The sequence below is a fragment of the Streptomyces sp. NPDC041124 genome, from assembly GCF_055592385.1.
In genome coordinates, this window is record NZ_JBVIYR010000005.1 from 308,967 (window position 1) to 331,676 (window position 22,710).

At 73.7% G+C, this 22,710-nt stretch carries 16 protein-coding genes; 9 read left to right on the forward strand and 7 right to left on the reverse strand.

What is annotated here, in order from left to right; translation table 11 throughout:
* Window positions 1–34 precede the first annotated feature (34 nt).
* Complete coding sequence (locus ACZ6A9_RS16305; RefSeq protein WP_468985252.1) at window positions 35–1,237, reverse strand: globin domain-containing protein; 1,203 nt, start codon at window positions 1,235–1,237, stop codon at window positions 35–37.
* A gap of 331 nt (window positions 1,238–1,568) precedes the next feature.
* On the opposite strand from ACZ6A9_RS16305, the gene ACZ6A9_RS16310 reads away from it, so the two are divergent.
* The gene (locus tag ACZ6A9_RS16310) at window positions 1,569–3,299 is read left to right on the forward strand and encodes a sensor histidine kinase (RefSeq protein WP_468985254.1); all 1,731 of its coding nucleotides are present in this window, start codon (window positions 1,569–1,571) and stop codon (window positions 3,297–3,299) included.
* Window positions 3,300–3,402: 103 nt separating this feature from the next.
* Window positions 3,403–5,775, forward strand: coding sequence for a glycoside hydrolase family 65 protein (locus tag ACZ6A9_RS16315; RefSeq protein WP_468985257.1), 2,373 nt, complete (start codon window positions 3,403–3,405; stop codon window positions 5,773–5,775).
* Window positions 5,776–6,033: 258 nt separating this feature from the next.
* Here ACZ6A9_RS16315 and ACZ6A9_RS16320 read toward each other — a convergent pair whose 3' ends face one another.
* From ACZ6A9_RS16320 to ACZ6A9_RS16335, 4 genes are all read right to left on the reverse strand, one after another.
* The gene (locus ACZ6A9_RS16320; protein ID WP_468985260.1) at window positions 6,034–7,398 is read right to left on the reverse strand and encodes an FAD-dependent oxidoreductase; all 1,365 of its coding nucleotides are present in this window, start codon (window positions 7,396–7,398) and stop codon (window positions 6,034–6,036) included.
* Between the two features lie 132 nt (window positions 7,399–7,530).
* Window positions 7,531–10,272 (reverse strand): SpoIIE family protein phosphatase, encoded by a 2,742-nt coding sequence (locus ACZ6A9_RS16325; protein WP_468985262.1) that lies wholly within the window; start codon window positions 10,270–10,272, stop codon window positions 7,531–7,533.
* 202 nt (window positions 10,273–10,474) lie between these two features.
* Window positions 10,475–11,020, reverse strand: coding sequence for a hypothetical protein (locus ACZ6A9_RS16330; protein ID WP_468985264.1), 546 nt, complete (start codon window positions 11,018–11,020; stop codon window positions 10,475–10,477).
* Between the two features lie 29 nt (window positions 11,021–11,049).
* A complete protein-coding gene (locus ACZ6A9_RS16335; protein ID WP_468985267.1) occupies window positions 11,050–11,604 on the reverse strand; it encodes an ATP-binding protein in 555 nt (184 codons plus the stop codon).
* A 172-nt stretch (window positions 11,605–11,776) separates the two neighbouring features.
* Between ACZ6A9_RS16335 and ACZ6A9_RS16340 the strand changes: the two genes are divergently transcribed.
* Window positions 11,777–12,007 carry a DUF397 domain-containing protein gene (locus ACZ6A9_RS16340; RefSeq protein WP_468985270.1) on the forward strand — a complete coding sequence of 77 codons (231 nt, stop codon included), beginning with the start codon at window positions 11,777–11,779 and terminating at the stop codon, window positions 12,005–12,007.
* A gap of 137 nt (window positions 12,008–12,144) precedes the next feature.
* Window positions 12,145–13,065, forward strand: a complete 921-nt coding sequence (locus ACZ6A9_RS16345; RefSeq protein WP_468985273.1) for a helix-turn-helix domain-containing protein — start codon at window positions 12,145–12,147, stop codon at window positions 13,063–13,065.
* A 50-nt stretch (window positions 13,066–13,115) separates the two neighbouring features.
* Here the strand turns inward: ACZ6A9_RS16345 and ACZ6A9_RS16350 are convergent, their stop codons facing one another.
* Window positions 13,116–13,937 carry an SAM-dependent methyltransferase gene (locus ACZ6A9_RS16350; RefSeq protein ID WP_468985276.1) on the reverse strand — a complete coding sequence of 274 codons (822 nt, stop codon included), beginning with the start codon at window positions 13,935–13,937 and terminating at the stop codon, window positions 13,116–13,118.
* Between the two features lie 396 nt (window positions 13,938–14,333).
* Here ACZ6A9_RS16350 and ACZ6A9_RS16355 point away from each other — a divergent pair, with 396 nt between their 5' ends.
* Complete coding sequence (locus ACZ6A9_RS16355) at window positions 14,334–16,019, forward strand: hypothetical protein (RefSeq protein ID WP_468985279.1); 1,686 nt, start codon at window positions 14,334–14,336, stop codon at window positions 16,017–16,019.
* A gap of 90 nt (window positions 16,020–16,109) precedes the next feature.
* Here ACZ6A9_RS16355 and ACZ6A9_RS16360 read toward each other — a convergent pair whose 3' ends face one another.
* Entirely contained in the window at window positions 16,110–16,250 is a 141-nt protein-coding gene (locus tag ACZ6A9_RS16360) for a hypothetical protein (protein ID WP_468985281.1), read from the reverse strand.
* 179 nt (window positions 16,251–16,429) lie between these two features.
* Here ACZ6A9_RS16360 and ACZ6A9_RS16365 point away from each other — a divergent pair, with 179 nt between their 5' ends.
* From ACZ6A9_RS16365 to ACZ6A9_RS16380, 4 genes are all read left to right on the forward strand, one after another.
* A complete protein-coding gene (locus tag ACZ6A9_RS16365; RefSeq protein WP_189556500.1) occupies window positions 16,430–16,642 on the forward strand; it encodes a hypothetical protein in 213 nt (70 codons plus the stop codon).
* A 344-nt stretch (window positions 16,643–16,986) separates the two neighbouring features.
* Window positions 16,987–17,889, forward strand: a complete 903-nt coding sequence (gene bdeA, locus ACZ6A9_RS16370; protein WP_468985283.1) for a bis(hydroxyethyl) terephthalate hydrolase — start codon at window positions 16,987–16,989, stop codon at window positions 17,887–17,889.
* Window positions 17,890–18,101: 212 nt separating this feature from the next.
* Entirely contained in the window at window positions 18,102–21,086 is a 2,985-nt protein-coding gene (locus ACZ6A9_RS16375; protein WP_468985285.1) for a helix-turn-helix transcriptional regulator, read from the forward strand.
* A 142-nt stretch (window positions 21,087–21,228) separates the two neighbouring features.
* Complete coding sequence (locus tag ACZ6A9_RS16380) at window positions 21,229–22,488, forward strand: PucR family transcriptional regulator (RefSeq protein WP_468985287.1); 1,260 nt, start codon at window positions 21,229–21,231, stop codon at window positions 22,486–22,488.
* The last annotated feature ends 222 nt before the right edge of the window (window positions 22,489–22,710 follow it).

Here is a 22,710-nt window from a genome sequence, read left to right on the forward strand (position 1 = left end):
GCCGCCCGGCGTGCGGGCCCCCGGCCCGGCCGGGTCAGGCGGCCTCGGGCAGCCAGAGGTCGGGACCGAAGACCTCGTAGTGCACGGACCGGGCGGGGACCCCGGCGGCGAGCAGTTCGGCGCGCACCGACCGCATGAACGGCAGCGGACCGCACAGGTACACCGTCGCGTCCGCCGGGACGTCGATCCCCTCCAGGCTCATCAGACCCGCGCGGGCGTCCGGCTCCTCGGCGCCGGGCCGCTCGTACCAGAACACCGCCTCCGCGTCGGACAGCGCCTCGACCGTCTCGCGGGTCTCGGCCCGCTGGACGTGCTCGGCCGGCGAGCCGTCGGCGTGCAGCACGAGCACCCGGCGGGTCGAACCGGTGGCCTCCAGCCGGGCGAGCATGCCCAGCATCGGGGTGCAGCCGATACCGGCCGAGACCAGGACAAGCGGGGTGTCCGCCTCGTCGAGCGCGACATCACCGGCCGGTACGGACAGGGTGAGCTCGTCGCCCGTGCCGATCCGCTCGAACAGCAGGTTGGACACCTCGCCGTCCGGGGCGCCCTCCGCTCCCGCGACCCGCTTGACGGTGATGCGCCGCAGTTCGCCACCGGGGTCGCAGGACAGGCTGTACTGGCGCAGCTGGCGCACCCCGTCGGGCATGCGCAGCCGCACGCTGACGTACTGACCCGCCCGGGCCGGCGGGGCCGGGCGGCCGTCGGCCGGACGCAGCACGAACGACACCACGTCGTCCGTCTCCTCGTGGCGCTCCACGACCGTCCACGGACGCCAGATGTCACCCGGTTCCACACCGGCCTCGTGGTACAGCCGGGCCTCTCGCGCGATGAGCGCGCCGGCCATCAGCCAGTACACCTCGTCCCACGCGGCGGCCACCTCGGGGGTCACCGCGTCGCCCAGCACCTCGACGATGGCACCGAACAGGTACTTGTGCACGATCGTGTACTGGTCGTCGGTGATCCCGACCGCGACGTGCTTGTGGGCGATCCGGGCCAGCAGGGCGTCCGGCCGGCTGTCCGGGTCGGCGAGCAGTGCCTGGGCGAACCCGGCTATGGACCCGGCGAGCGCCCGGCGCTGCGCCCCGCTGGCCTGGTTGCCCCGGTTGAACAGGCCGTCCAGGAGCTCGGGCCGGTCGCGGAACATCGCACCGTAGAAACGCGTGGTGATCTCGTCGAGCGCTCCGGCCACGGCGGGCAGGGTGGCCCGCACCACTGCGGCGGACTGTTCGGACAGCATGGGGTCTCCCAAAAGACGGGACGGGAAGGGGCGTTGGACCGCGGATCCGGACCGGCGGCAGAACCTGTATAGCAACCGGGAACACCTGTTCCCATGGGTAACGGGGTCCCCGGAGGCGACGCGGGACCGTCGTCCGGCCCGAAGGGGACCTACGGCCCTGCGGCCGGCCCCGGAGCAGGGCCGTCCGGCCCCCGCGCCCGGGGCGGCGGTCCCCGCCCGACCTGCGGTCCGGCAGATGCCGTACCGTCACCTTTACTGGACCGTTACCGGTGCCCCGGTCGGGAGGCGACCGGGCGGCGACGCGCGGACCACGGGGACAGGAGGCACACCGGTGGAAGGCTCCGAGCGGGACGACGGCGCCCGTGTACGGCTGCCTCAGCTGCGGCTGGACGAACTGCTGGAGGAGCTCCAGGCCCGTATCGACGCGGCCCGCGGCACCCGCGACCGGGTGCACAGCCTGCTGGAGGCCGTCCTCTCGGTCGGCCGCGAGCTGGACCTGGAGCAGGTGCTGCACAGCATCGTCGAGGCCGCCGCGGCGGTGGTCGACGCCCGGTACGCCGCCCTGGGCGTGATCGGCCCCGACGGCAAGCGGCTGTCCGCCTTCCACACCGTGGGCGTCGGCGAGGAGGAGATCGCCCGCATCGGCCACTACCCCGAGGGCCACGGCATCCTCGGCGAACTGATCCGCCACCCGGAGCCGCTGCGGCTGGCGAAGCTCTCCGACCACCCCAGCTCCTACGGATTCCCCCCGCACCACCCGCCGATGAACACCTTCCTCGGCGTCCCCATCCGGGTCCGCGACCAGGTCTTCGGCAACCTCTACCTGACCGAGAAGAGGGGCGGTGCGCAGTTCGACGAGGAGGACGAGTCGGTCCTGTCCACCCTCGCCGTCGCGGCCGGCGTCGCCATCGACAACGCCCGCCTCTACGAGGAGTCCCGGCAGCGCGAACGCTGGCTGCGCGCCAACGCCGAGATCACCCACGGCCTGATGTCCGGCAGTGAGCGCGGCGCGGCCCTGCTGCTCATCGCCGAGCGCGCCCGGGAGATCACCGGCGCCGCCCTCGCCGTGGTCGCGGTGCCCGTGGCCGGAACCGACTCGCTCACCGTGGAACTGGCCATCGGACAGGGCGCGGACACCCACCGCGGACTCGTCGTGCCTGTCGACGGCAGCCTGCTCGGCCGGGCCTTCACCGCGGCCGCACCGGTCACCAGCCCGGACATCACGAGCGACGACCGGGTCTTCCCCGGCCCCCAGCGCCTGGAGGACCTCGGACCGGCCGCCGCCGTGCCCATCGGGTCGGGCACGAGCGTGCGCGGCATCGTCCTGCTGGTGCGGGCCGCCGACCGCAGCCCGTTCTCCGACAAGGAGATCGAACCGCTGCGGGGGTTCGCCGCCCAGGCCGCCGTGGCGATGGAGCTGGCGGAACGCCGCCGGGACGCCGAACAGATCGCCGTGCTCGAGGACCGCGACCGCATCGCCCGCGACCTGCACGACCTGGCCATCCAACGGCTGTTCGCCACCGGCATGACCCTGCAGAGCGCCGGCCGGTTCATCGAGCACAAGGAGGCCTCGGAGCGGGTGCTGCGGGCCGTGGACGACCTCGACGAGACCATCAAGATCATCCGGTCGACCATCTTCGGTCTGCGCTCGCCCTCCGACGAGGGTCCGGACGGACCCGGCCTGCGCGCCCGCGTGGTCCGGGTGGCCGGCGAGGCCGCGTCCGTGCTCGGTTTCCCCCCGAGCGTGCGGATGGAGGGCCTGATCGACACCCATGTCTCCAAGGAGGCCGCCGACGACCTGGTGGCCGTGCTCTCCGAGGCCCTGACCAACATCGCCCGGCACGCGCGCGCCGACCGGGCCCAGGTGTCGCTCGAGACCGACGGGCGCGAGGTGCGGCTCACGGTCGAGGACAACGGCGTGGGCGTCCCGGCCGGGGGCCGCCGCAGCGGGCTGCGCAACATGGCCGACCGCGCGCAGCGGCTGGGCGGCACGTTCGACATCGCCGGCTCCGCCGGCGGGGGCACCACACTGCTGTGGCGAGTGCCGGTGGGGGACGGTTAGGGCGCTCCCGCCGCCGGGTGTGTGCCGCACGCCCTCCGGGGGTACTCGTCGACGGCCTTTCGGCCGCCAGCGGCCGGTTCCGCGGCGGCGGGAGGAGCGTCGGGTGACGGGCTGGACCTGGGAGTACGAGGGCTACGACCCCGGTGGCGCGCGACTGCGGGAGTCGCTGTGCACCCTCGGCAACGGATACCTCGCCACCCGGGGGGCGCTACCCGAGTGTTCCGCGGACGAGGTGCACTACCCGGGGACGTACGCGGCCGGCGTCTACAACCGGCTCACCTCGCACGTCGCGGGACGGCAGGTCGACAACGAGGACATGGTCAACCTGCCCAACTGGCTCCCGCTCCGTTTCCGGCTGCCGGGTGAGCCGTGGCTCACCCCCGACACGGCGACGGTCCTCGACCACGCGGTCACCATGCACCTGTCCTCCGGGCTGATGGAGCGCAGGACGCGCTACGGCCTCGGTCCGGGCCGGGCGCTCCTCGTGCGTCAGCTCCGCTTCGTCCACATGGCCGACCCGCATCTCGCGGGACTGCGCACCGAGTTCACCGCCGAGGGGTTCTTCGGCCCGCTCGAGGCGGAGGCGGCGCTCGACGGGGGTGTGACCAACGCCGGGGTGCCGCGCTACCGGGAGCTGGACGGCCGCCACCTGACCGACGTGCTCACCGGCACGACCGCCGCGGACGGGGTCTGGCTGTCCTGCCGCGCCCGCACGTCCAACGTGCGGATCGCGCTCGCCGCCCGGTTCACGTCACCCGAGCCCGTCACCGTCCGGCACGAGCGGCCGCGCGCCGTCCAGTCGACCCGGCTGGACCTGGCCGACGGACGCACCGTCACCGTCGACAAGGTCGTCGCCCTCCACACCTCCCGCGACCCGGCGATCAGCGACCCGCTGCACGCGGCCGTCGACCGGGTGGGCCGGGCGGGCGACTTCGACGCGCTGCTGGAGCCGCACCTGACGGCCTGGGCGCAACTGTGGCGCCGGGCCGAACTGGACGTGCCGGACGAGGCGGGCCGTATCCTGCGGCTGCACCTCTTCCACGTCCTGCAGACCCTCTCCCCGCACACCGCGGACCTGGACGTCGGGGTCCCGGCGCGGGGACTGCACGGCGAGGCCTACCGGGGGCACGTCTTCTGGGACGAGCTGTTCGTCCTGCCGTACCTCAACCTGCACTTCCCCGAGGTCTCGCGCGCGCTGCTGCACTACCGGCACCGGCGTCTGGAACGCGCCCGCACCGCGGCCCACGACGCGGGGCTCAGGGGCGCGATGTTCCCGTGGCAGAGCGGCAGCGACGGACGGGAGGAGACCCAGCAGCTCCACCTCAACCCCCGTTCGGGCCGCTGGCTGCCCGACCACTCCCACCTCCAGCACCATGTGGGCTCGGCCATCGCGTACAACGTGTGGCAGTACTGCGAGGCCAGTGGCGACGAGGAGTTCCTGCACACCAAGGGCGCCGAGACGCTGCTGCAGATCTCCCGCTTCTGGGCGGACTCGGCGGACTTCGACGAAGGGCTGGGCCGGTACCGCATCAAGGGCGTGGTCGGCCCCGACGAGTACCACGAGGCCTACCCGGACGCCTCCGAGCCCGGCCTGGACGACAACGCGTACACCAACGTCACGGCCGCCTGGGTCCTCACCCGCACCCTCCAGGTGCTGCACGACCTGCCCGAGCCGAGGCGCCGGGAACTCGCCGAGCGGACGGGACTGGACGCGGGCGAGCTGGAGGAGTGGGAGGAGGTCTCCCGTATGCTCCACGTCCCCTTCCACAACGGTGTGATCAGCCAGTTCGAGGGCTACGGCGAACTCGCCGAGCTCGACTGGCGGGGCTACCGGCGCCGGTACGGGGACATCCGGCGCCTGGACCGGATCCTGGAGGCCGAGGGCGACAGCGTCAACCGCTACCAGGCGTCCAAACAGGCGGACGTGCTGATGATGGGCTACCTCTTCTCGCCCGCCGAACTCCAGGGCGTCTTCCACCGGCTGGGCCTGAGCCTGGACGAGCGGACCTGGCGGCGCACGGTCGACCACTACCTGCACCGCACCAGCCACGGCTCCACCCTCAGCGGCCTGGTCCACGGCTGGGTCCTGGCGCGGGCCCGCCGCGCGGACGCCTGGACGTTCTGCCAGGAGGCCCTGCGGGCGGACATCGCCGACATCCAGGGCGGTACCACCGGAGAGGGCATCCACCTCGGGGCCATGGCCGGCACCCTCGACCTGGTACAGCGCGGACTGACCGGTCTCGAGACCCGCGGCGGAGCCCTGTGGCTCGACCCGGTGCCCCTGCCGGAGCTGTCCTCCTACGGCTTCACCCTGCGCTACCACGGCCACTGGGGGGTGCGGCTGCGGCTGGAGCACGGGTTGCTGGAGATCACCGTGCCCTCCTCCGGCCGCTCCCCGATCGAGGTGCACCTGCCGGACCGGCGCTCGGTCCGCGTCGAGCCGGGCGAGACCGGCCGGCTGCTCCTGCCGGAGTGACCGGCACGCAGCGCCCGCCCGGTCCTGGACCGGGCGGGCGCTGCGTGGAGTGGCCGCGCGGGGCCGCGCCGGATCCGCGGGGAGGGGCGCTCGGGCCCCTCCCCGCGGCCGGGGAGGACCGCCGGGCGCCCGGCCCCGCCCGTCCGGGCCGCGCGGTGCCCAGCGGCCCCCTGTACCGGTCAGGCCCTGCGCGCCGCTACCGGCCAGGCCCTGCGCGCCGCTACCGGCCAGGCCCTACGCGCCGCTACCGGCCAGGCCCTACGCGCCGCTCTCGCGCAGCATGTCCTCGCGCTCGACGATCTTCACGCGTTCGCGGCCCTGGGGCTCGCCCAGCGCCTTCTCCGCCGCGTCCAGGCGGTACCAGCCGTCCCAGGTGGTGAAACGGATGCCGCGCTCGGCGAGGAACGCGTCCACCGCCTCCGGCTCCGGCGACCCGGGCGTCAGCAGGCGTCCGCCCGCGTAGTCCTCCAGCAGGTTCGCCACGGTCTCGTTGGCGTCGCCCTTGGTGTGCCCGATCAGGCCCACCGGGCCACGCCGGATCCAGCCGGTGACGTAGGTGGACGGCAGGTGCTCGCCGGTCTCCTGGAGGACCCGGCCGCCCTGGTCCGGGACCGTGCCGGAGTCGAGGTCCCAGGGCAGCTTGGGAAGCCTGTCGGAGAGGTAGCCGACGGCCCGGTAGACGGCGTCGACGTCCCAGTCCTTGAACTCGCCGGTGCCCTTGACGTTGCCGGTGCCGTCGAGCTCGGTGCGCTCGGTGCGCAGGCCCACGACCTTCCCGTCCTCGCCGAGGATCTCCACCGGCGACTCGAAGAAGTGCAGGAACAGCTTGTGCGGACGCTCGCCGACATCGCGGATCGCCCAGTTCTCCAGGGTCTTGGCGACCATGTCGGCCTGCTTGTTGCCGCGCCGGGTGGCGATCGAGCCGTCGTCGTAGTCGATGTCCTCGGGGTCGACGATCACCTCGATGGTGGGGGAGTGGTCCAGCTCCCGCAGTTCCATCGGGCTGAACTTCGCCTGCGCCGGGCCACGGCGCCCGAACACGTGCACCTCCATGGCCTTGTTCTGCTTCAGGCCCTCGTACACGTTCGCCGGGATCTCCGTCGGCAGCAGCTCGTCGGCCGTCTTGGCGAGGACCCGGGCGATGTCCAGTGCCACGTTGCCGACACCGAGCACGGCGACCTTCTCGGCCTCCAGCGGCCAGGTGCGCGGCACGTCGGGGTGGCCGTCGTACCAGGACACGAAGTCGGCGGCGCCGTAGGAGCCGTCGAGGTCGATGCCCGGGATCGGCAGCGCCCGGTCGGCGGTGGCGCCCGTGGCGAAGATCACGCCGTCGTAGAACGTGCGCAGATCGTCGAGGTGGAGGTCGGTTCCGTAGTCCACGTTGCCGAACAGGCGGATCTGCGGCTTGTCGAGCACCTGGTGCAGGGCGGTGATGATGCCCTTGATCCGCGGGTGGTCGGGCGCGACGCCGTACCGGATCAGACCGAACGGCGCGGGCATCCGCTCGAAGATGTCGATGGACACACCCGGTTCGGCGGCCACGTCGGACTTGAGCAGGGCGTCGGCGGCGTAGATCCCGGCGGGGCCGGATCCGACGATGGCTACCCGCAGGGGGCGGGGCATGGTCAGTTCCCTTCGAGCGATGACAAGCGTCTCGGAGGAAGCCTAAATTAAGGCATGCCTAACCTGGTACGCGGGTCCGGTCTATGAGCTCATAAGCGTGCCTTATGGGCACACCCAGGGGTGCCTTATGGGTCAGGGGAGGGGCTGCTCCGCCCAGATGACCTTCCCCCCGGCGGGCAGGTAACGGGTGCCCCAGCGCTCCGCGAGCTGCGCGACCAGGAACAGCCCCCGTCCCCCCTCGTCCGTCATGGTCGCGTAGCGCAGGTGGGGCGAGGTGCTGCTGCTGTCGTACACCTCGCAGATCAGGTTGCGGTCGTGGAGCATGCGCACCTGGATCGGGGTGCCGCCGTAGCGGAGCGCGTTCGTGACGAGCTCGCTCAGGATCAGCTCCGTGCCGAACGTCAGCTCCTCCAGCCCCCACTCGGCCAGCTTCCGGGTGACCGCGGCCCGCACCTCGCCGACGGCCGCCGGATCCGACGGCACCGGCCACTCGGCGATGCGGTCGGCCGCCAGCGCCCGCGTCCGTGCCACGATCAGCGCGATGTCGTCCGCGGCCCGGGCCGGGCGCCGGGACTCCAGAACGGTCCGGCAGGTGTCCTCGGGGGAGCCGCCGGCCCGGGACAGCGCCTCGCGCAGCTGCTCCAGGCCGACGTCGATGTCGTGTTCCCGGTCCTCGACCAGCCCGTCGGTGTACAGGACCAGCCGGCTGCCCTCCGGCAGTTCCAGATCGGCCGAGTCGAACGGCAGACCGCCGAGCCCCAGCGGAGGGCCGACAGGCACGTCCGCGAACTCCACGCTGCCGTCCGGCCGGACCACGGCCGGCGGGGGATGGCCCGCACGGGCGACGGTGCAGCGCCGCGAGACCGGGTCGTACACCGCGTACAGACAGGTGGCGCCGGTCACCGGCGCGCTGTGTTCGTCCTGTGCCTCGTCCTGGTCGATGCGGGCGACCAGCTCGTCGAGCAGGGCGAGCAGCTCGTCCGGCGGCAGGTCCAGCGCGGAGAAGTTGTGCACGGCGGTGCGCAGCCGGCCCATCGTGGCCGCCGCGTGCAGGCCGTGCCCGACGACGTCGCCGACCACCAGCGCGACCCGCCCTCCGGACAGCGGCAGGACGTCGAACCAGTCGCCGCCCACCCCGGCCTGCGCCGGAAGGTAGCGGTAGGCGATCTCCAGGGCACTCTGCTCGGGCAGGCTGCGCGGCAGCAGGCTCTGCTGGAGCGTCACCGCCATGCTGTGCTCACGCGTGTAGCGGCGGGCGTTGTCGATGGACACCGCCGCCCGGGCCACCAGCTCCTCCGCGAGCGCCAGCTCCTCGGTGTCGAACGGCTCGGGCTTCCCCGAACGCCAGAAGCTGACCACACCCAGCACCAGCGCGCCGGCCCGCAGCGGCACCGTGATCAGCGAGTGGATGCCGTAGTCCACGACCTGGCCGGAACGCTCCACGTCCTGGGCCTGCCAGCCGGGCGCCTCGCCCAGCCGGGGTTCCAGCACCGGGCGGCCGGTCGCGAGGCTCCGGCCCTGCGGGGAGGACGCGACGAACCGCATCTTCTCGTCCCTCGGATACAGCGGAGCGTCCTCGGCGATCCCCGTCACGGCCGTGCGCCGCAGCGCGCCGGCCGCGTCCGGGTGGCCACCGTCCAGCACCTGCTCGAACAGGTCCACCGTGGCGAAGTCGGCGAACCGCGGCACGGCCAGCTCGGTGAGCTCCTCGGCCGTGCGGGTGACGTCCAGGCTCGTCCCGATGCCCACTCCGGCCCGGTACAGCATGTCGAGCCGCTCGCGCGAGGCCTCGGCCCGTCCGGACAGGGCCCGCAGTTCGGTGGAGTCGCGGACCGTGGCGACGCTGCCCGGTGGGCCGCCCGCACGGTCGGTGGGCCGCTGGTTGAGCGCCAGCAGCCGGCCGCCCACCCGGTGCACCTCGTCCGTGGCCACCCGGCCCGACGACAGCAGGCCGGCGGTGTCCGGGTCCAGGCCGATGTCCAGCACGTGCCGGCCCTCGGCGTCCTCGGGCAGGCTGAACAGCCGGTGCGCCTCGTCGTTGGCGAGCATCAGGGTGCCGTCGCCGTCGACGATGATCACCCCTTCGCGCACCGCGTGCAGCACCGCGTCGTGGTGTTCGTACATACGGGTCATCTCGTGCGGGCCCAGGCCGTGGGTCTGGCGCAGCAGCCGTCTGCTGACCAGGGCCGCGCCCGCGATGGCCAGGGCGAGCGCGGCGAGCGCCGCGCCCATCACGAGCGGCAGCTGGTCCTCCGCGGCCCCGCCGACGTTCTCGGTCGTGATGCCCGCCGACACCAGGCCCACCACCGTGCCGTCGGTGTCCTTGACCGGCACCACGGCCTGCACCAGCTCTCCGATGGTGCCGTCGATCTCCTCCACGACCGGCTCACCGGCGAGCGCCGGCTCGATGGTGCCGACGAACTGCTTGCCGATACGGTCCGGCTTGGGATGGGTGTAACGGATGCCGTCGGTGTTCATCACGACGACGAAGTCGACGTTCGCCAGCTCGCGGGCCGCCTCGGCGCGCGGCTGGAGTACGGCGGTGGGATCGGGGGACCGGAGCGCCTCGACCACGCCCGGCGCGCTGGCGAAGGTCTCCGCGACGGCGAGCGAACGGTTGCGGGCCTCCTGCGTGCTGTCCCGCTGGACCTGGAGCACCAGGGCCACCACGGCGGCCACGACGAGCAGCAGCACGATCACCAGATGCAGTACGAACACCTGTCCGGCGACGCTGCGCCCGCTCAGCACCGACCACAGCCCCGCCGCCGGACGCCACCGGGAGCGGGCGTCCCTCCGCTGCCGGCGCCGCGCCGACGCCGCGGTGCCGGGCTGCTGGGGCGACCGGGTCCGGGATCGACCCATGAGTCGGACCATGTGCCATGTCTACACTGCCGCGCCACGTGAGGCGAGGGACGCCCTCTCCTTGACCGGCGCGTCGCGCTCGCCGCGGGGCTTCGCGGGTCGCGCGCGGCCTTCCCCCCTCGGCCGCGCGCGACCCTCCCCCCGGCGCGCGACTCGTCCCCCGAAGGTCGCGCGCTCTCGGCCGGGCCGCCGTCGGCGGGACGGCCCATGGCTTTCAGTCGGCCAGTGACCGGGCCAGTTCCGTGGTCGCCCGGACGATCTCGGTGTCCGGTTCGCTCAGCAGCTGGTTCAGGTCGCCCCGCCGGGCGCGCACCGCCTGACGGGCGGCCCGCTCCCACACCACCGGGTTCTCCCGGCGGCTGAGCAGCTTGGGATACAGGGCGGCGGTGCTCTCCCACTGCCGGGCGTCGGCGATCGCCTTGAGGAGCTGGATGATCCGGGCCCGGCACGTGACGTGGGGCAGCTGGGCCAGCTCCCAGAGGAAGGGGACCGTAGCCGCGGTCGCCTGTTCCGTGACGAAACCGTACTGGCAGACGCGTTTCCGCAAGTCCTCCAGGGCGGCCAGGGCCGTGGCGGAGTCCCCCCAGGCGATGGCGTTGAGCAGCAGGGGGATGGCGGCCGCCGATCCGGTGGAGTCCTGCATGTCCGCCCACGGCACGCGGGACACCGCCGTGAGGGGTGCGGTCCGTGCCACTCCGGTGGGGGACGTGTGGCGCACAGGGCGCTCGCTGCTCGGCTGCTGTGTCGAAGCGCTGCGCATGGCGTGGGTGCCTTTCCGCGGCAGTCGTGTCAGATGGGCGGGTGGATCGACAACCGGGCCCACACCGTCTTGCCGGCCGGGGCGGCGGGGGTCCAGCCCCACCCCTCGGACAGGGCGTCGACGATGCGCAGCCCTCGGCCGTGCTCGTCGAGAGCGGCACCGGGCGCCGGGACGGGCGGGTGGTCGTCGGGGTCGGAGACGGTGAGCAGCACGTGCGCCGGTTCCAGCCGGAAGCCCAGCCGCACGTCCGGCACACCCGCGCAGCGCGGTGCCGCGTGGGTCACGGCGTTGGCGGCGAGCTCGGTCATCACCAGCGCGGCGTCGTCGCAGCGGTGTCCGAGCGACCAGGCGCACAGGGTGGCCCGGGTGAAGGAGCGCGCTCGTGCGAGCCCTTCCCGGCTGCACGGGATGCGCAGCGCCACCGGGTCGCACGCCGTGCGGACCGTCTCCGGCGCCGGACGGGATTCCTCGCACCGCACCGCCGGGAGCGGGGTGTGGGGGAAGGGCGGGGCCGTGCCGGAGCCGCCCGCCGGTGCCAGCGTCAGGGCCGGCGGCCGGAGCACGGGAAGCGCGGGTGATGACACGGCATCTCCTCGATGCGACGTCAGGACGGGGCGCCTGCCCGGGGGTTGACGCCGCAGCTAGTATCCACGCTGACAGCGGTCGCGTGCAATTGCACGAGAAATTGCGCGAGATTTTTCGCCACGCACGGAGGGAAGCCGGGCGCGGCGGGACGTGAACAGCAAGGAGACAGCGGTGCCAGGAGTGCGCAACGGAGTGCGGGCCAGCCAGTTGGACGCCCGCTGGATCAAGAGCCGGCACAGCAACGCCGAGGGCAACTGCGTCGAGGTGGCCCCGCTGACCGGCGGGGACGTCGCGATGCGCAACTCCCGTGACCCCGACGGCCCCGCCCTCGTCTACACGGCCGCGGAGCTGGCGGCCTTCCTGGCCGGCGCCAAGGACGGCGAGTTCGACCACCTCGTCTGACCGTCTCCCGGAAAGCCGGCACCGTGAAGCGGAGCCGGCCCACCCACTTCCGCGGGGCTTGCCTCGCGCGCATGCGTGAGGCACTGTCAGGTGCGATAGTGTGAATCGCCCTTGTGCCGGTCTTGCTGGGAGTCAGGATGTCCGCCGCGTCGCATCGAATCTCCCGCCTCGAACCCTATCTGGACAGGGCCGAGCCCGCGCCGACCCTGCTGAAGATGCTGGTCGGCGTGCAGCTGGCAGGCTTCCGGGAGGACGCCGGGCTGCCCCAGGACCAGGCGGCGCGCACCGTCGGCTTCAGCGGGGCGAAGCTGTCCCGCATCGAGTCGGGCAAGGGCCGCCGCCCGCCCACCGAGCAGGACGTCCGGGCGTTGCTGACGCTGTACGGCACCGACGACTACGAAGCCTCGGTGCTGCTCAAACTGCTCAAGCGGGCCGGCGAGCCGGGCTGGTGGCAGCGGTACGACAAGCGGCTGATGCCCGAGTGGTTCGACCGCCTGGTCGGTCTCCAGGAGGCCGCCGCCACCATCCGCACCTTCGAGATCCAGTACGTCCCCGGACTGCTGCAGACGGCCGCCTACACGCGCGCCGTGGTCGAGCGGGGTCTGCCCCATGCCCCGGCCGGTGAGGTGCAGCGGCGGGTGGAGCTGCGCATGCGCCGCGCGGAACTGCTGCGGCGCGAGGCGGCACCTCAGCTGTGGGCCGTGATCGACGAGTCGGTCCTGTGGCGCGTGCTGGGCAGTCCCGCGGTCATGCGGGAGCAGCTGGAGCACCTGGTGACGATGGCCGAGCGGTCCAACGTGACGGTGCAGATCGTGCCGCTGGACGTGACCAACGCGTCGGCTCCCGCGATTCCGGTGACCTACCTGCGCTTCGGTGGGCTCGACCTGCCCGACGTGGTCTACCTGGAGCACATCAGGAGCGCCAACTTCCTCGAGGACCTCGACGAGACCGAGGAGTACCGGATCGCGCTGGACCGTCTCGCGGACGAGGCGCTCAAGCCCCGGGAATCCGTGGAACTGCTGCGCAGGACCATCGAGGAGCGCTACGCCACCGTCTGACAGGCGGACGGACGACAGCACCGGCGCCTGTGCCGGTGCTGTCGGGCCGTTTACAGCGGGAGCCGGCCCACGCCACCGAACTCGATCCACTCCTTGGTGAGCTGACGGGGCGCCACCTCGGTGTCCGGACGCCAGGTGGACACCTCCACCAGGCCCGGATCCACTATCTCGAGGCCCTCGAAGTAGGTCTCGACGTCCTTCGGCTCACGCACCCGGCCCCAGTGCCCCTGGGTCGCCTGATCCATGAACGTGGTGACGAAGTCGCGGACCTCCGGGTCCTCGCTCACCAGCTGGCACATCACCATGAAGCTGCCGGGGGCCAGGCGCTCACGCACCCTGCGGGCCACCGCGAGCGGGCCGTCGGTGTCGCTGTCCGGAATGCAGTGGAAGACCGAGTTGAACAGGACGCAGACCGGCTCCGAGAAGTCGATCAGGCGCTGGGTCTCCGGGTGGCCGAGTATCCCGTCCGTGTCGCGCATGTCGGCCTGGATGACCACGGTGCGCTCGTCCTGCTCCAGCAGCGCCCGGCCGTGCACCAGCACCATCGGGTCGTTGTCGGTGTAGACCACGTGTGTGCTCGGATCGATGCGCTGGGCGACCTGGTGCACGTTGTCCTGGGTGGGCAGACCGGACCCGTGATCCAGGTACTGGCGGATGCCGTACTCCTGCGTGAGGGTGCGGACCACCCGCTGCAGGAAGCGCCGGTTGTTCAGGGCGAGACGGCGGGTGCTGGGCACCACCTTGTCCAGCTCCTCGACGGCCGCACGGTCCGCGGCGTAGTTGTCCTTGCCGCCCAGGTAGTAGTCGTACATGCGCGCGGCTGTCGGCACCGTCGCGTCGATCTCGGTGGACAGCTGCTTACCGGTGTGCATCGTTCCCCCTGCGGAGTACCGCGCCAACTGGGCTGGCTGGACAGGGAATACATCCTAGGGAGCGCCGCACGACCCGTGCCAGCCCGTCGGCGAAAGCGCTCGAAGGAATGACGGAAGGAGGCACGGGGTGCCGGGAAGGTGCCCGGCCCGGGGCGTGGCGCGAGTCCCCGAGGTGTCACCGTGCGCGACGGGAGCGTCGCGGAAACTGACGTCCGGGACGCCGTCCGCGCGGCTCGGTGCCGCGTGCCGCCGCCCGTGCGCGCACGGCGCCCGGATCGGCGCTGGCACCTGCGCGAGCGTCTGTGCCCCGCTATCGTCGGTTTCGTCCCCACGGGACGTTTCGCCGCCGGCGCGGCAGCGGCCGGCTCATCCGCTTCCCCGGGAGGCAGGGCACCCATGGACGACTACTACGACCTCGGCCCCTACAGCCGGCCCGTGACGACGTCCTCACCCGCGGCCCAACTCTGGTTCGACCGCGGGCTGATGTGGACGTACGCCTTCAACCACGAGGAGGCGGTCGCCTGTTTCGAGAAGGCCGCGGAAGCCGACCCGGACTGCGCCATGGCCCACTGGGGCATCGCCTACGCCCTCGGCCCCAACTACAACAAGCCCTGGGAGGCGTTCGACGGCGAGGAACTCGCCCGCACCGTCGAACGCACCCACCGGGCGGTGGAACACGCGCACGAGAAGTCCGCGCGCGCCACCCCCGTCGAACGGGCACTCGTCGAAGCCCTGCGAGCCCGCTACCCCCAGGCGCGGGCCGCCGACGACTGCTCCGTGTGGAACGAGCCGTACGCGGACCGGATGCTCGCCGTGTACGAGGGCGCCCCCGGCGATCTCGACGTGGCCACCCTCTGCGCCGACGCCCTGATGAACCTCACCCCCTGGCAGCTGTGGGACCTCGGGACCGGGCACCCGGCCGACGGCGCCCGCACCCTGGAGGCCAAGGCCGTCCTCGACGGCGCGCTCGCCACCGACGCCGGCTCCCGGCACCCGGGCGTCCTGCACCTGTACATCCACCTGATGGAGATGTCCCCCACGCCGGAAGCGGCCCTCACCGTCGCCGACCGGCTGCGCGGAGCCGTGCCCGACGCCGGGCACCTGCGCCACATGCCCTCGCACCTGGAAGTGCTGTGCGGCGACTACCGCCGGGTCGTCTCGGACAACACCCTCGCCATCGAGGCCGACGACAAGTACCTCGGGCGGGCCGGTGCCATGAACTTCTACACGCTCTACCGCGCCCACAACCACCACTTCAGGATCTACGGCGCCATGTTCGCCGGCCAGTCGAAGGCGGCGCTGGACGCCGCGGCCCGGCTCGAGGAGGCCATCCCGGAGAAGCTGCTCCGGGTGCAGAGCCCGCCGATGGCCGACTGGCTCGAGGGCTTCCTGGCGATGCGCGTCCACGTCCTGATCCGCTTCGGCCGCTGGCAGGACATCCTGGCCCTGCCGTTCCCCGACGACCCGGACCTGTACTGCGTCACCACCGCGATGCTGCACTACGCCCGGGGCGTGGCACTCTCCGCGACCGGCGTCACCGACCGGGCCGAGGCCGAACGCGAGAACTTCCGCGCCGCCGTCGGCCGCGTCCCCGGCACCCGGATGCTCTTCAACAACACCTGCCACGACATCCTCGCCGTCGCGTCGGCGATGCTGGACGGCGAACTCGCCTACCGCAAGGGCGAGTACGACACCGCCTTCGCCGCGCTGGAGCGGTCCATCGAGCTGGACGACACCCTGCCCTACGACGAGCCCTGGGGCTGGATGCAGCCCACCCGGCACGCGTACGGGGCGCTGCTGCTGGAGCAGGGCCGTGTCACCGAGGCCGAGGCCGTCTACCGCGCGGACCTCGGGCTGGACGCCACCCTGCCCCGGCCACTGCAGCACCCGAACAACGTCTGGGCGCTGCACGGGTTCCACGAGTGCCTGCTGCGCACCGGCAAGACCGGCGAGGCCCAGATCATCGCCCGGCAGCTCACCCAGGCGGCCGCACTGGCGGACGTCCCCGTCGAGGCGTCCTGCTTCTGCCGCACGCGGACGCGCGGGCCGGAGGACACCGGGGACGACCACCCCTGTCACTGAGCGGTCCGGCCGGCCTTCACGGCCGGCCGGACCGGGCACTCCGTACCGGGTGGTCGGCCGGTCCGGGCCGTACCGGCCGTCGTGGACCCCTCAGCGGGACGCCACGACGGCCTGGAACGACTGCATGCAGGAGAAGCAGTGCCGGTCCGTCGTGTCACGCCCCGGCGACTCCTCCTCCTTGTCCACTCCGCACAGAGTCGAGGACTTGTCCGGGGTGAGAACATGCCACACCGGCTCCCCCGAAGTGTCTGCACCGCACCACATCTCGTGCATTCCCAGCTCCCTCCGGGTAGGCATGGAGGCCGCTTCCATACGAGCACGGCGCGGTCCCGCATCGCTCGTCCGGCGGGCCAGTCGGGTGACATGCGGGCCGGGATGCATACCGGAGGCCACCGCCGGATGCTGGAAGGATGAAGAAGGCGCCGATCGTGGTGCACCCGCCGCTCGGCTCGGGCGGACGCCGGGTGACGGTGCGCGGCGAGATCGTCGGCCTCGCGGGCTCCGACCGTGACGTGGTGGAGTTCCTGCGGCGCGCGGGACTGCCGGACGGCGAACGGCTGCTGGACGATCCCGCCTGGGTGAGGTGGGCCGGCGGCCGGGCCCACGTCTACGACGCGGCCTGACGAGACGCCCGCGAGCCACTCTCCCCACGCACTCGCGCACATCGGCTGCCCGCGACCTCACGCCCAGCGGTCACCGTCGGCGCCGACTCCGACGGTGACCGCACCTGCCCGGGTACCCCCGCTCCTCCCCGGCATGCCGAGCGCGCGGCCACCTTCTTCCGCGCACCCGCGGTGCGGCGCACGAGACCGGTGAGATTGCCGGTCCGCACCGGCCGCCTCCTCTCCGACAGTGGCACCGCCAGCCCATCGGCGGCGCCCCCGGCCGGGGCACGTTCCCCATCCACGCCACGATCCCGTTCCCCGGCCGGCCGGGCGGTTCGCCGCGACAGAGAGGACCACTCGTCGTGCAGCAGCACCCCCACACCCGCGGGCGCACGTCCGGCCGCTTCGCCGGACTCACCGCGGCCCTCGCCGCCGCCGTCGCCCTGACCACCCTCGGCGGCCCCGGCGCCCACGCGGCGGACAACCCCTACGAGCGCGGCCCGGCCCCGACCGCATCGAGCATCGAGGCACTGCGCGGCCCCTACGCCGTCTCGGACGTCTCCGTCTCCTCGCTCTCCGTCACCGGCTTCGGCGGGGGCACGATCTACTACCCGACCAGCACCGCCGACGGCACCTTCGGCGCGATCGCCATCTCGCCCGGCTTCACCGCGTACGAATCCTCCATCGCCTGGCTGGGCCCGCGCCTGGCGTCCCAGGGGTTCGTGGTCTTCACCATCGACACCAACACCACTCTCGACCAGCCAGCCTCCCGCGGCGACCAGCTGCTGGCCGCGCTGGACTACCTCACCCAGCGCAGCTCGGTGCGCGGCCGCGTCGACAGCAGCCGCCTGGGCGTCATGGGCCACTCGATGGGCGGCGGCGGAAGTCTCGAAGCCGCCAAGGACCGGCCCTCGCTCCAGGCGGCCATCCCGCTGACCCCCTGGAACCTCGACAAGACCTGGCCGGAGGTGCGCACACCCACCCTGATCTTCGGCGCCGACGGTGACACGGTCGCCCCGGTCTCCTCCCACGCCGAGCCCCTCTACACGGGCCTGCCCTCCTCCCTGGACCGGGCATACCTCGAACTGAACGGCGCCACGCACTTCACGCCCAACTCGTCGAACACGACGATCGCGAAGTACAGCATTTCCTGGCTGAAGCGGTTCATCGACAACGACACCCGCTACGAGCAGTTCCTGTGCCCGCTGCCGCGGCCGAGCCTGACGATCGAGGAGTCGCGGGGCAACTGCCCGCACACCTCCTGAGGTCCTGGGCGCCCGGTGGCGGTCCGCGCGACGGCGCGGGCCGCCACCGGCGTTGTGCCGGCGCACCGCCGAGCGGCGGACGCGTTGGGCAGTGGCACACTCCGCCGCCCTTCGGGACGCGGGAGAGCCGCTGGTGAAGCGGCAGTTGACCGTTCACCCAGACCTGGACGCGTTCCTTCCGTACGACCTTACGCATGAGTAAGGTCCTGGGGATGACCGGACAGACGACCCTGCGGCAGCAGGTGATCTCCGAGCTGCTGGACACCCTCCGCACCGACGGCGGCGTCCGTGTCGTGACCGGTGAACCCGGTTGCGGCCGCTCGGCGTTCCTCGAGAACGCCGCACGCCTCTTCCGCGCCGGACCGGTGTGGCACGTACGGCCCCCGGGCGGCCCGCCGGCCGCCGGCCGCCCCGGCTTCCAGCCCCTCCCCGTCCCCGCGGGCGGCTCCGCGGGGGAGGTGCTGTTCGACGCCCTGCGAGCGGCGGCCGGCGCGGCACCCCTGCTGGTGTGCGTGGACGACGCCCACCGGTGGGACGCGGCCTCCCGGGCGGCGCTCGCGCGGGCAGCCGCGCGGGCGCACTCCGCGCGGATCCGCGCGGGGCTGCTCCTCACCGCTCCCGGGCACCGGCCCGTCGACCCGGAGCTGGCGGCGTTGCCCGTGCTGCGGCTCGGCCCGCTCACCGCCGGGGACGCGGCGCGGCTGGTCGACCACGCGACGGAGGGCGCCGTCCACCCCGCCGTGCGCGAGGAGATGGTGTCGGCGGCGGAGGGCAATCCCGCGCTGCTGCTGGCGCTGGTCCACCGGCTCTCGCCCGCCCAGCTCGCCGGACGCCGGGCACTGCCCCGGCCCTTGGCCGACGGAGAGGTGCTCGCCGCAGTCGTCGGCGAAGGTCTCACCGGTGTGCGGCCCGACCGGGCGAGTCTGCTGCTGACCGCGGCGGCCGCCCTGCGGGCGACGGGGGAGCCGGACGCCGACGCGGACCTCGTCCTGCGGGCCGACGGGGCCCGTGCCGAGGAACCGCTGCCCGAGGTGCTGGTCCGGGCCGGGGACCGGCTCCGCTTCCGCAGCCCGCTACTGGGCCGGGCGGTGTACGCCACCGCGCCGGCCGAACGCCGCCGCGCCGCTCACCGCGCGCTGGCCCGGGCGCTGCCGGACCCCGGCGGCCTGCTCGCGCTGCTGCACCGGTCGTGGACCGTCACCGGCCACGCCCCCGCCCTGGCCGACGGGCTGGCCCGCGCCGCGGCGGACCCGGCGCCGGTGCTCTCACCCGTCCTGCGCCACCGGGCGCTCACCAGGGCGGCCGCTCTCACTCCGGACGACGCCGCGCGGGTCCGCCGCTGCACCGCCGCCGCGGAGCAGGCCGCCCTCGCCGGCCATCCGTCCGAGGCCCTGCGCCTGCTCGACGCCGCCCGCAGCCGGCCGGCGCCCGACTCGGCACGCGGCGGGGCGGAACTCCTGCGGGGCACGGTGCTTCTGGCCGACGGACCGGTGGACGACGCCCGCGAGTCCTTCCTGCTCGCCGCGGCACTGCTGACCGCCACCGACCCCGAGGCCGCCGCCACGGCGATCCTCGGCGCGGCGGACGCGGCCTGGTCCGCGGGCGACCCCATCACCTGCCTGGAGGTCCTCACCCCCGTTCCGGCACCAACGGCCTCCGGGGCTCCGGTCACGGCGGCCCCGTCCACGGCCCCGGCTCCGGACACGGCGGCTCGGGCCCCGGCGGCCCGGGCCACCGGCTACGGGTGGCTGCCTGTCCCGGGTTCCGCGGCAGCGTCCGGCACCGGAGCGCCGGCCACCGGGTCGGGACGGCGGCCGGTATCGGGGGCGGCGGCCGGCGGCGCGTGCGGTGTGGTCGTGCGCTCCGCCGCCGGTGGGACGGAGTCCGGTGTGGCCGGTGCCGTCGCCGGTGTCAGCGGAGGCCGTCCGGCCCCGGCCGATGTGGCCGGTCGCAGCGGTGAGGGAACCTGCGCCACGTCCTCCCACGAGGCCGTGCTGCGCGACCACCGGGACGGGATGCGGGCCGTGCTGCTGGGGCGGTTCGACCGGGCCGCCGCGCCGTTGCGGCGGGTCGTCGGGCGAGGGCTGCACGGCGACGAGCCCGAGTGGCTGCTGCGGTCCGCCTCCGCGGCTCTCATGCTCGGGGACGTGACGACCGCCCGCCGCGCCGGCGCCCGGGCGCTCGCGGCGGCCCGGACCCACGGTCGTACGGCCCTCGAACCGAGGGCGCTGGAGTACCTCGCGTACGCCGAACTGCGGGCCGGACGCCACCAGCTGGCCCGCACCCACGCCGAGGAGGGACTGCGCACCGCCTCGTGGACCGGGCAGCGGAACACGGCCGCCCACCACCACGCCGCGCTCGCGCTCGCCGCGTCGATCGAGGGAGAGCGGGAGGTCGTCGCCGAGCATGTGGCGGCCGCCCTGCGCACCGCCCGCCGGCACGGCCTCGCACAGGCGGCAGCGCTCGCCCAGTGGGCCGCCGCCCGCGCCGACCTCGGCGCCGGCCGCCCCCGTGAGGCCGCGGACCGACTCGGCCCGCTGGTGCGGCCCGGTGCGCGGCGCGGCCACTTCGCCGTGTGGATGCTGGCCGTCCCCTGCTTCGTGGAGGCCGCCGCCCTCGCCGGACGGCCCGAGCACGCACCGGCGGTCGTCGAGGACTTCGCCCTGTGGGCCGCCTGCGGAGCCGACCCGCAGGCCCCTGCCCAGCTCCTGCGCTGCCGCGCTCTGCTGGCCGCCCCGGAGGACGCGGACGCCCTGTACCGGCGCGCCCTGGAGCGTCACGAGGACACGGCCGGCGACTTCGAGCGGGCGCGCACCGAACTGCTCTACGGCAAATGGCTGCGGCGCAGACGGCGGCTGCGCGAGGCGCGGGCCCGCCTCGGCGAGGCCCTGATGGGCTTCGAACGGTGCGGTGCGCATCCATGGGAGCGGCAGACCGCCGCCGAGCTGCGGGCGGGAGGCGCGGCGCCGGGCGGGGGAGAGGCCGGGACCCTGTCCCGGCTGACGCCGCAGCAACTGCGCATCGCCCGGTACGTCGCCGAGGGCGCCACCAACCGGGAAGTGGCCCTGAGCCTGTCCGTCAGTACCCGCACCGTCGACTACCACCTGCGGAACGTCTTCGCCACCCTGGGCGTCCGATCCCGGGTCGAGCTTGTCCGACTGGTCGAACACGCGGAAAAGACCGGTGCACGGCTCTAGGGACCGACCGGACGGTATGCCATCCTTCACGGCAGGACGAGTCCGGTGGCGGCCGGCCCTCGGGCTCCCCGGCCGGCCGGTTGCCGGTGGGGGAGCCGCCACACGGGCACCGCCGGGAAGCCGACCCTGGGGGAGATGCGCGATGCAACACGCCGTACGGCCACGTACTCTGCTCCGTCCCGGACCCGCGCCCGCTCCGCGTCCGCGGGCGCCGCGCGGGCGGTCGCTGATCGACGCCGACGCACTGCGCGTGCTGCACCGGGCGGCACGCGTCCTGCTGGAGGACCTGCCGCAGCTCACCGACCGGCTGGTCACCGTACTCCAGGAGCAGGAGCCCGCCTACCGCACCGCGGTGGAAGGGGACGCCACCGCGACCTGGCAGGAGGTGCACCGCTCCCTGCGGCACAGCATCGCGTCGCTGCTCGATCCGAGGGGTGCCAGGGAGGGGGCGCGCCGCTGCTCCTGGAGGATCGGCACCACCCGTGCCGAACAGGGGCTGCCGCTGGACGCGGTGCTGCACGCCTTCCGGCTGGGCGGCTCACTGGTGTGGCAGGGCCTGGTCGACGAGACGTCCCGGACCGCACCGGAGGACGTACGGCTGCTGGTGCACGTGGCGTCCGACGTGTGGAACTTCGTCGACGAGCACTGCACGCTCGTCGCGGACGCCTACCGGCAGACCGAGCGGCAGCTGGCGTGGCGGAGGGAGAACAGGGTGCGTCTGCTGGCGGCGGCGCTGCTGGACGGCACCAGCAGGATCGCCGACCTGCCCGAGGCCGCCGCGGCGCTGGACCTGCCGGAGCACGGGCGGTACGTGGTCGTCGCGGTCGCCGGCGGCGGGCTCGCCGGTTGTCCGGGTGCCCAAGCGGCGCTCGCCCCGGATGTGCGCGTGCACTGGCACACCGGTGCGGACGCCGACTACGGCATCGTTCTGGTCGAGGACGGTGAGGAGTCGGTCGTGACGGAGGAACAGCCACCCGGGACACGGGTGGGCGTCGGCAGCGCGGTGGAGGGACTGGCCGCCGTGGGTGAGGCGCGGCGTCTGGCGGAGACCGCGCTGACCCTGTGCCCGGAGTCGGGCGGCACCGTCCGGCTGACCGAGCACCTGCCGGCCGCGCTGGTCGCGTCGAGCCCCGAACTCGGGGCCGCGCTCGCCGACCGGCTCCTCGGCCCGCTGGCCCACCTCGAACCAGCCGACGCGGAGGTCCTGCTGGACACATTGGCCACCTGGCTGGCCTGCGACGGCTCCGCCCAGCGGGCGAGCCGTCGCCTGTACTGCCACCGCAACACCGTCCTCAACCGCCTGCGCCGCTACGAACAGCTGACGGGCCGCTCCCTCTCCCGCCCCTCCGACCTCGTCGAGGTCAGCCTCGCCCTCACCGCCCGCACCCTCCTCAACCGCTGACCCCCCAAGGGGCGCGGGGAACTGCGCAAAGGGGGGTCCGGGGGCGCAGCCCCCCGGGGACGGGACGGGAAGGGGCGGCGGGGGCGAAATACCGACCACGTCGCCCCCCACCACGTCGCCCCCCACCACGTCACCCCCCACCACGTCACCCCCCACCACGTACCCCCCACCACGTCGCCCTCTACCACGACACCTCCCACCGCACCCGCGTCGACCGCCGGT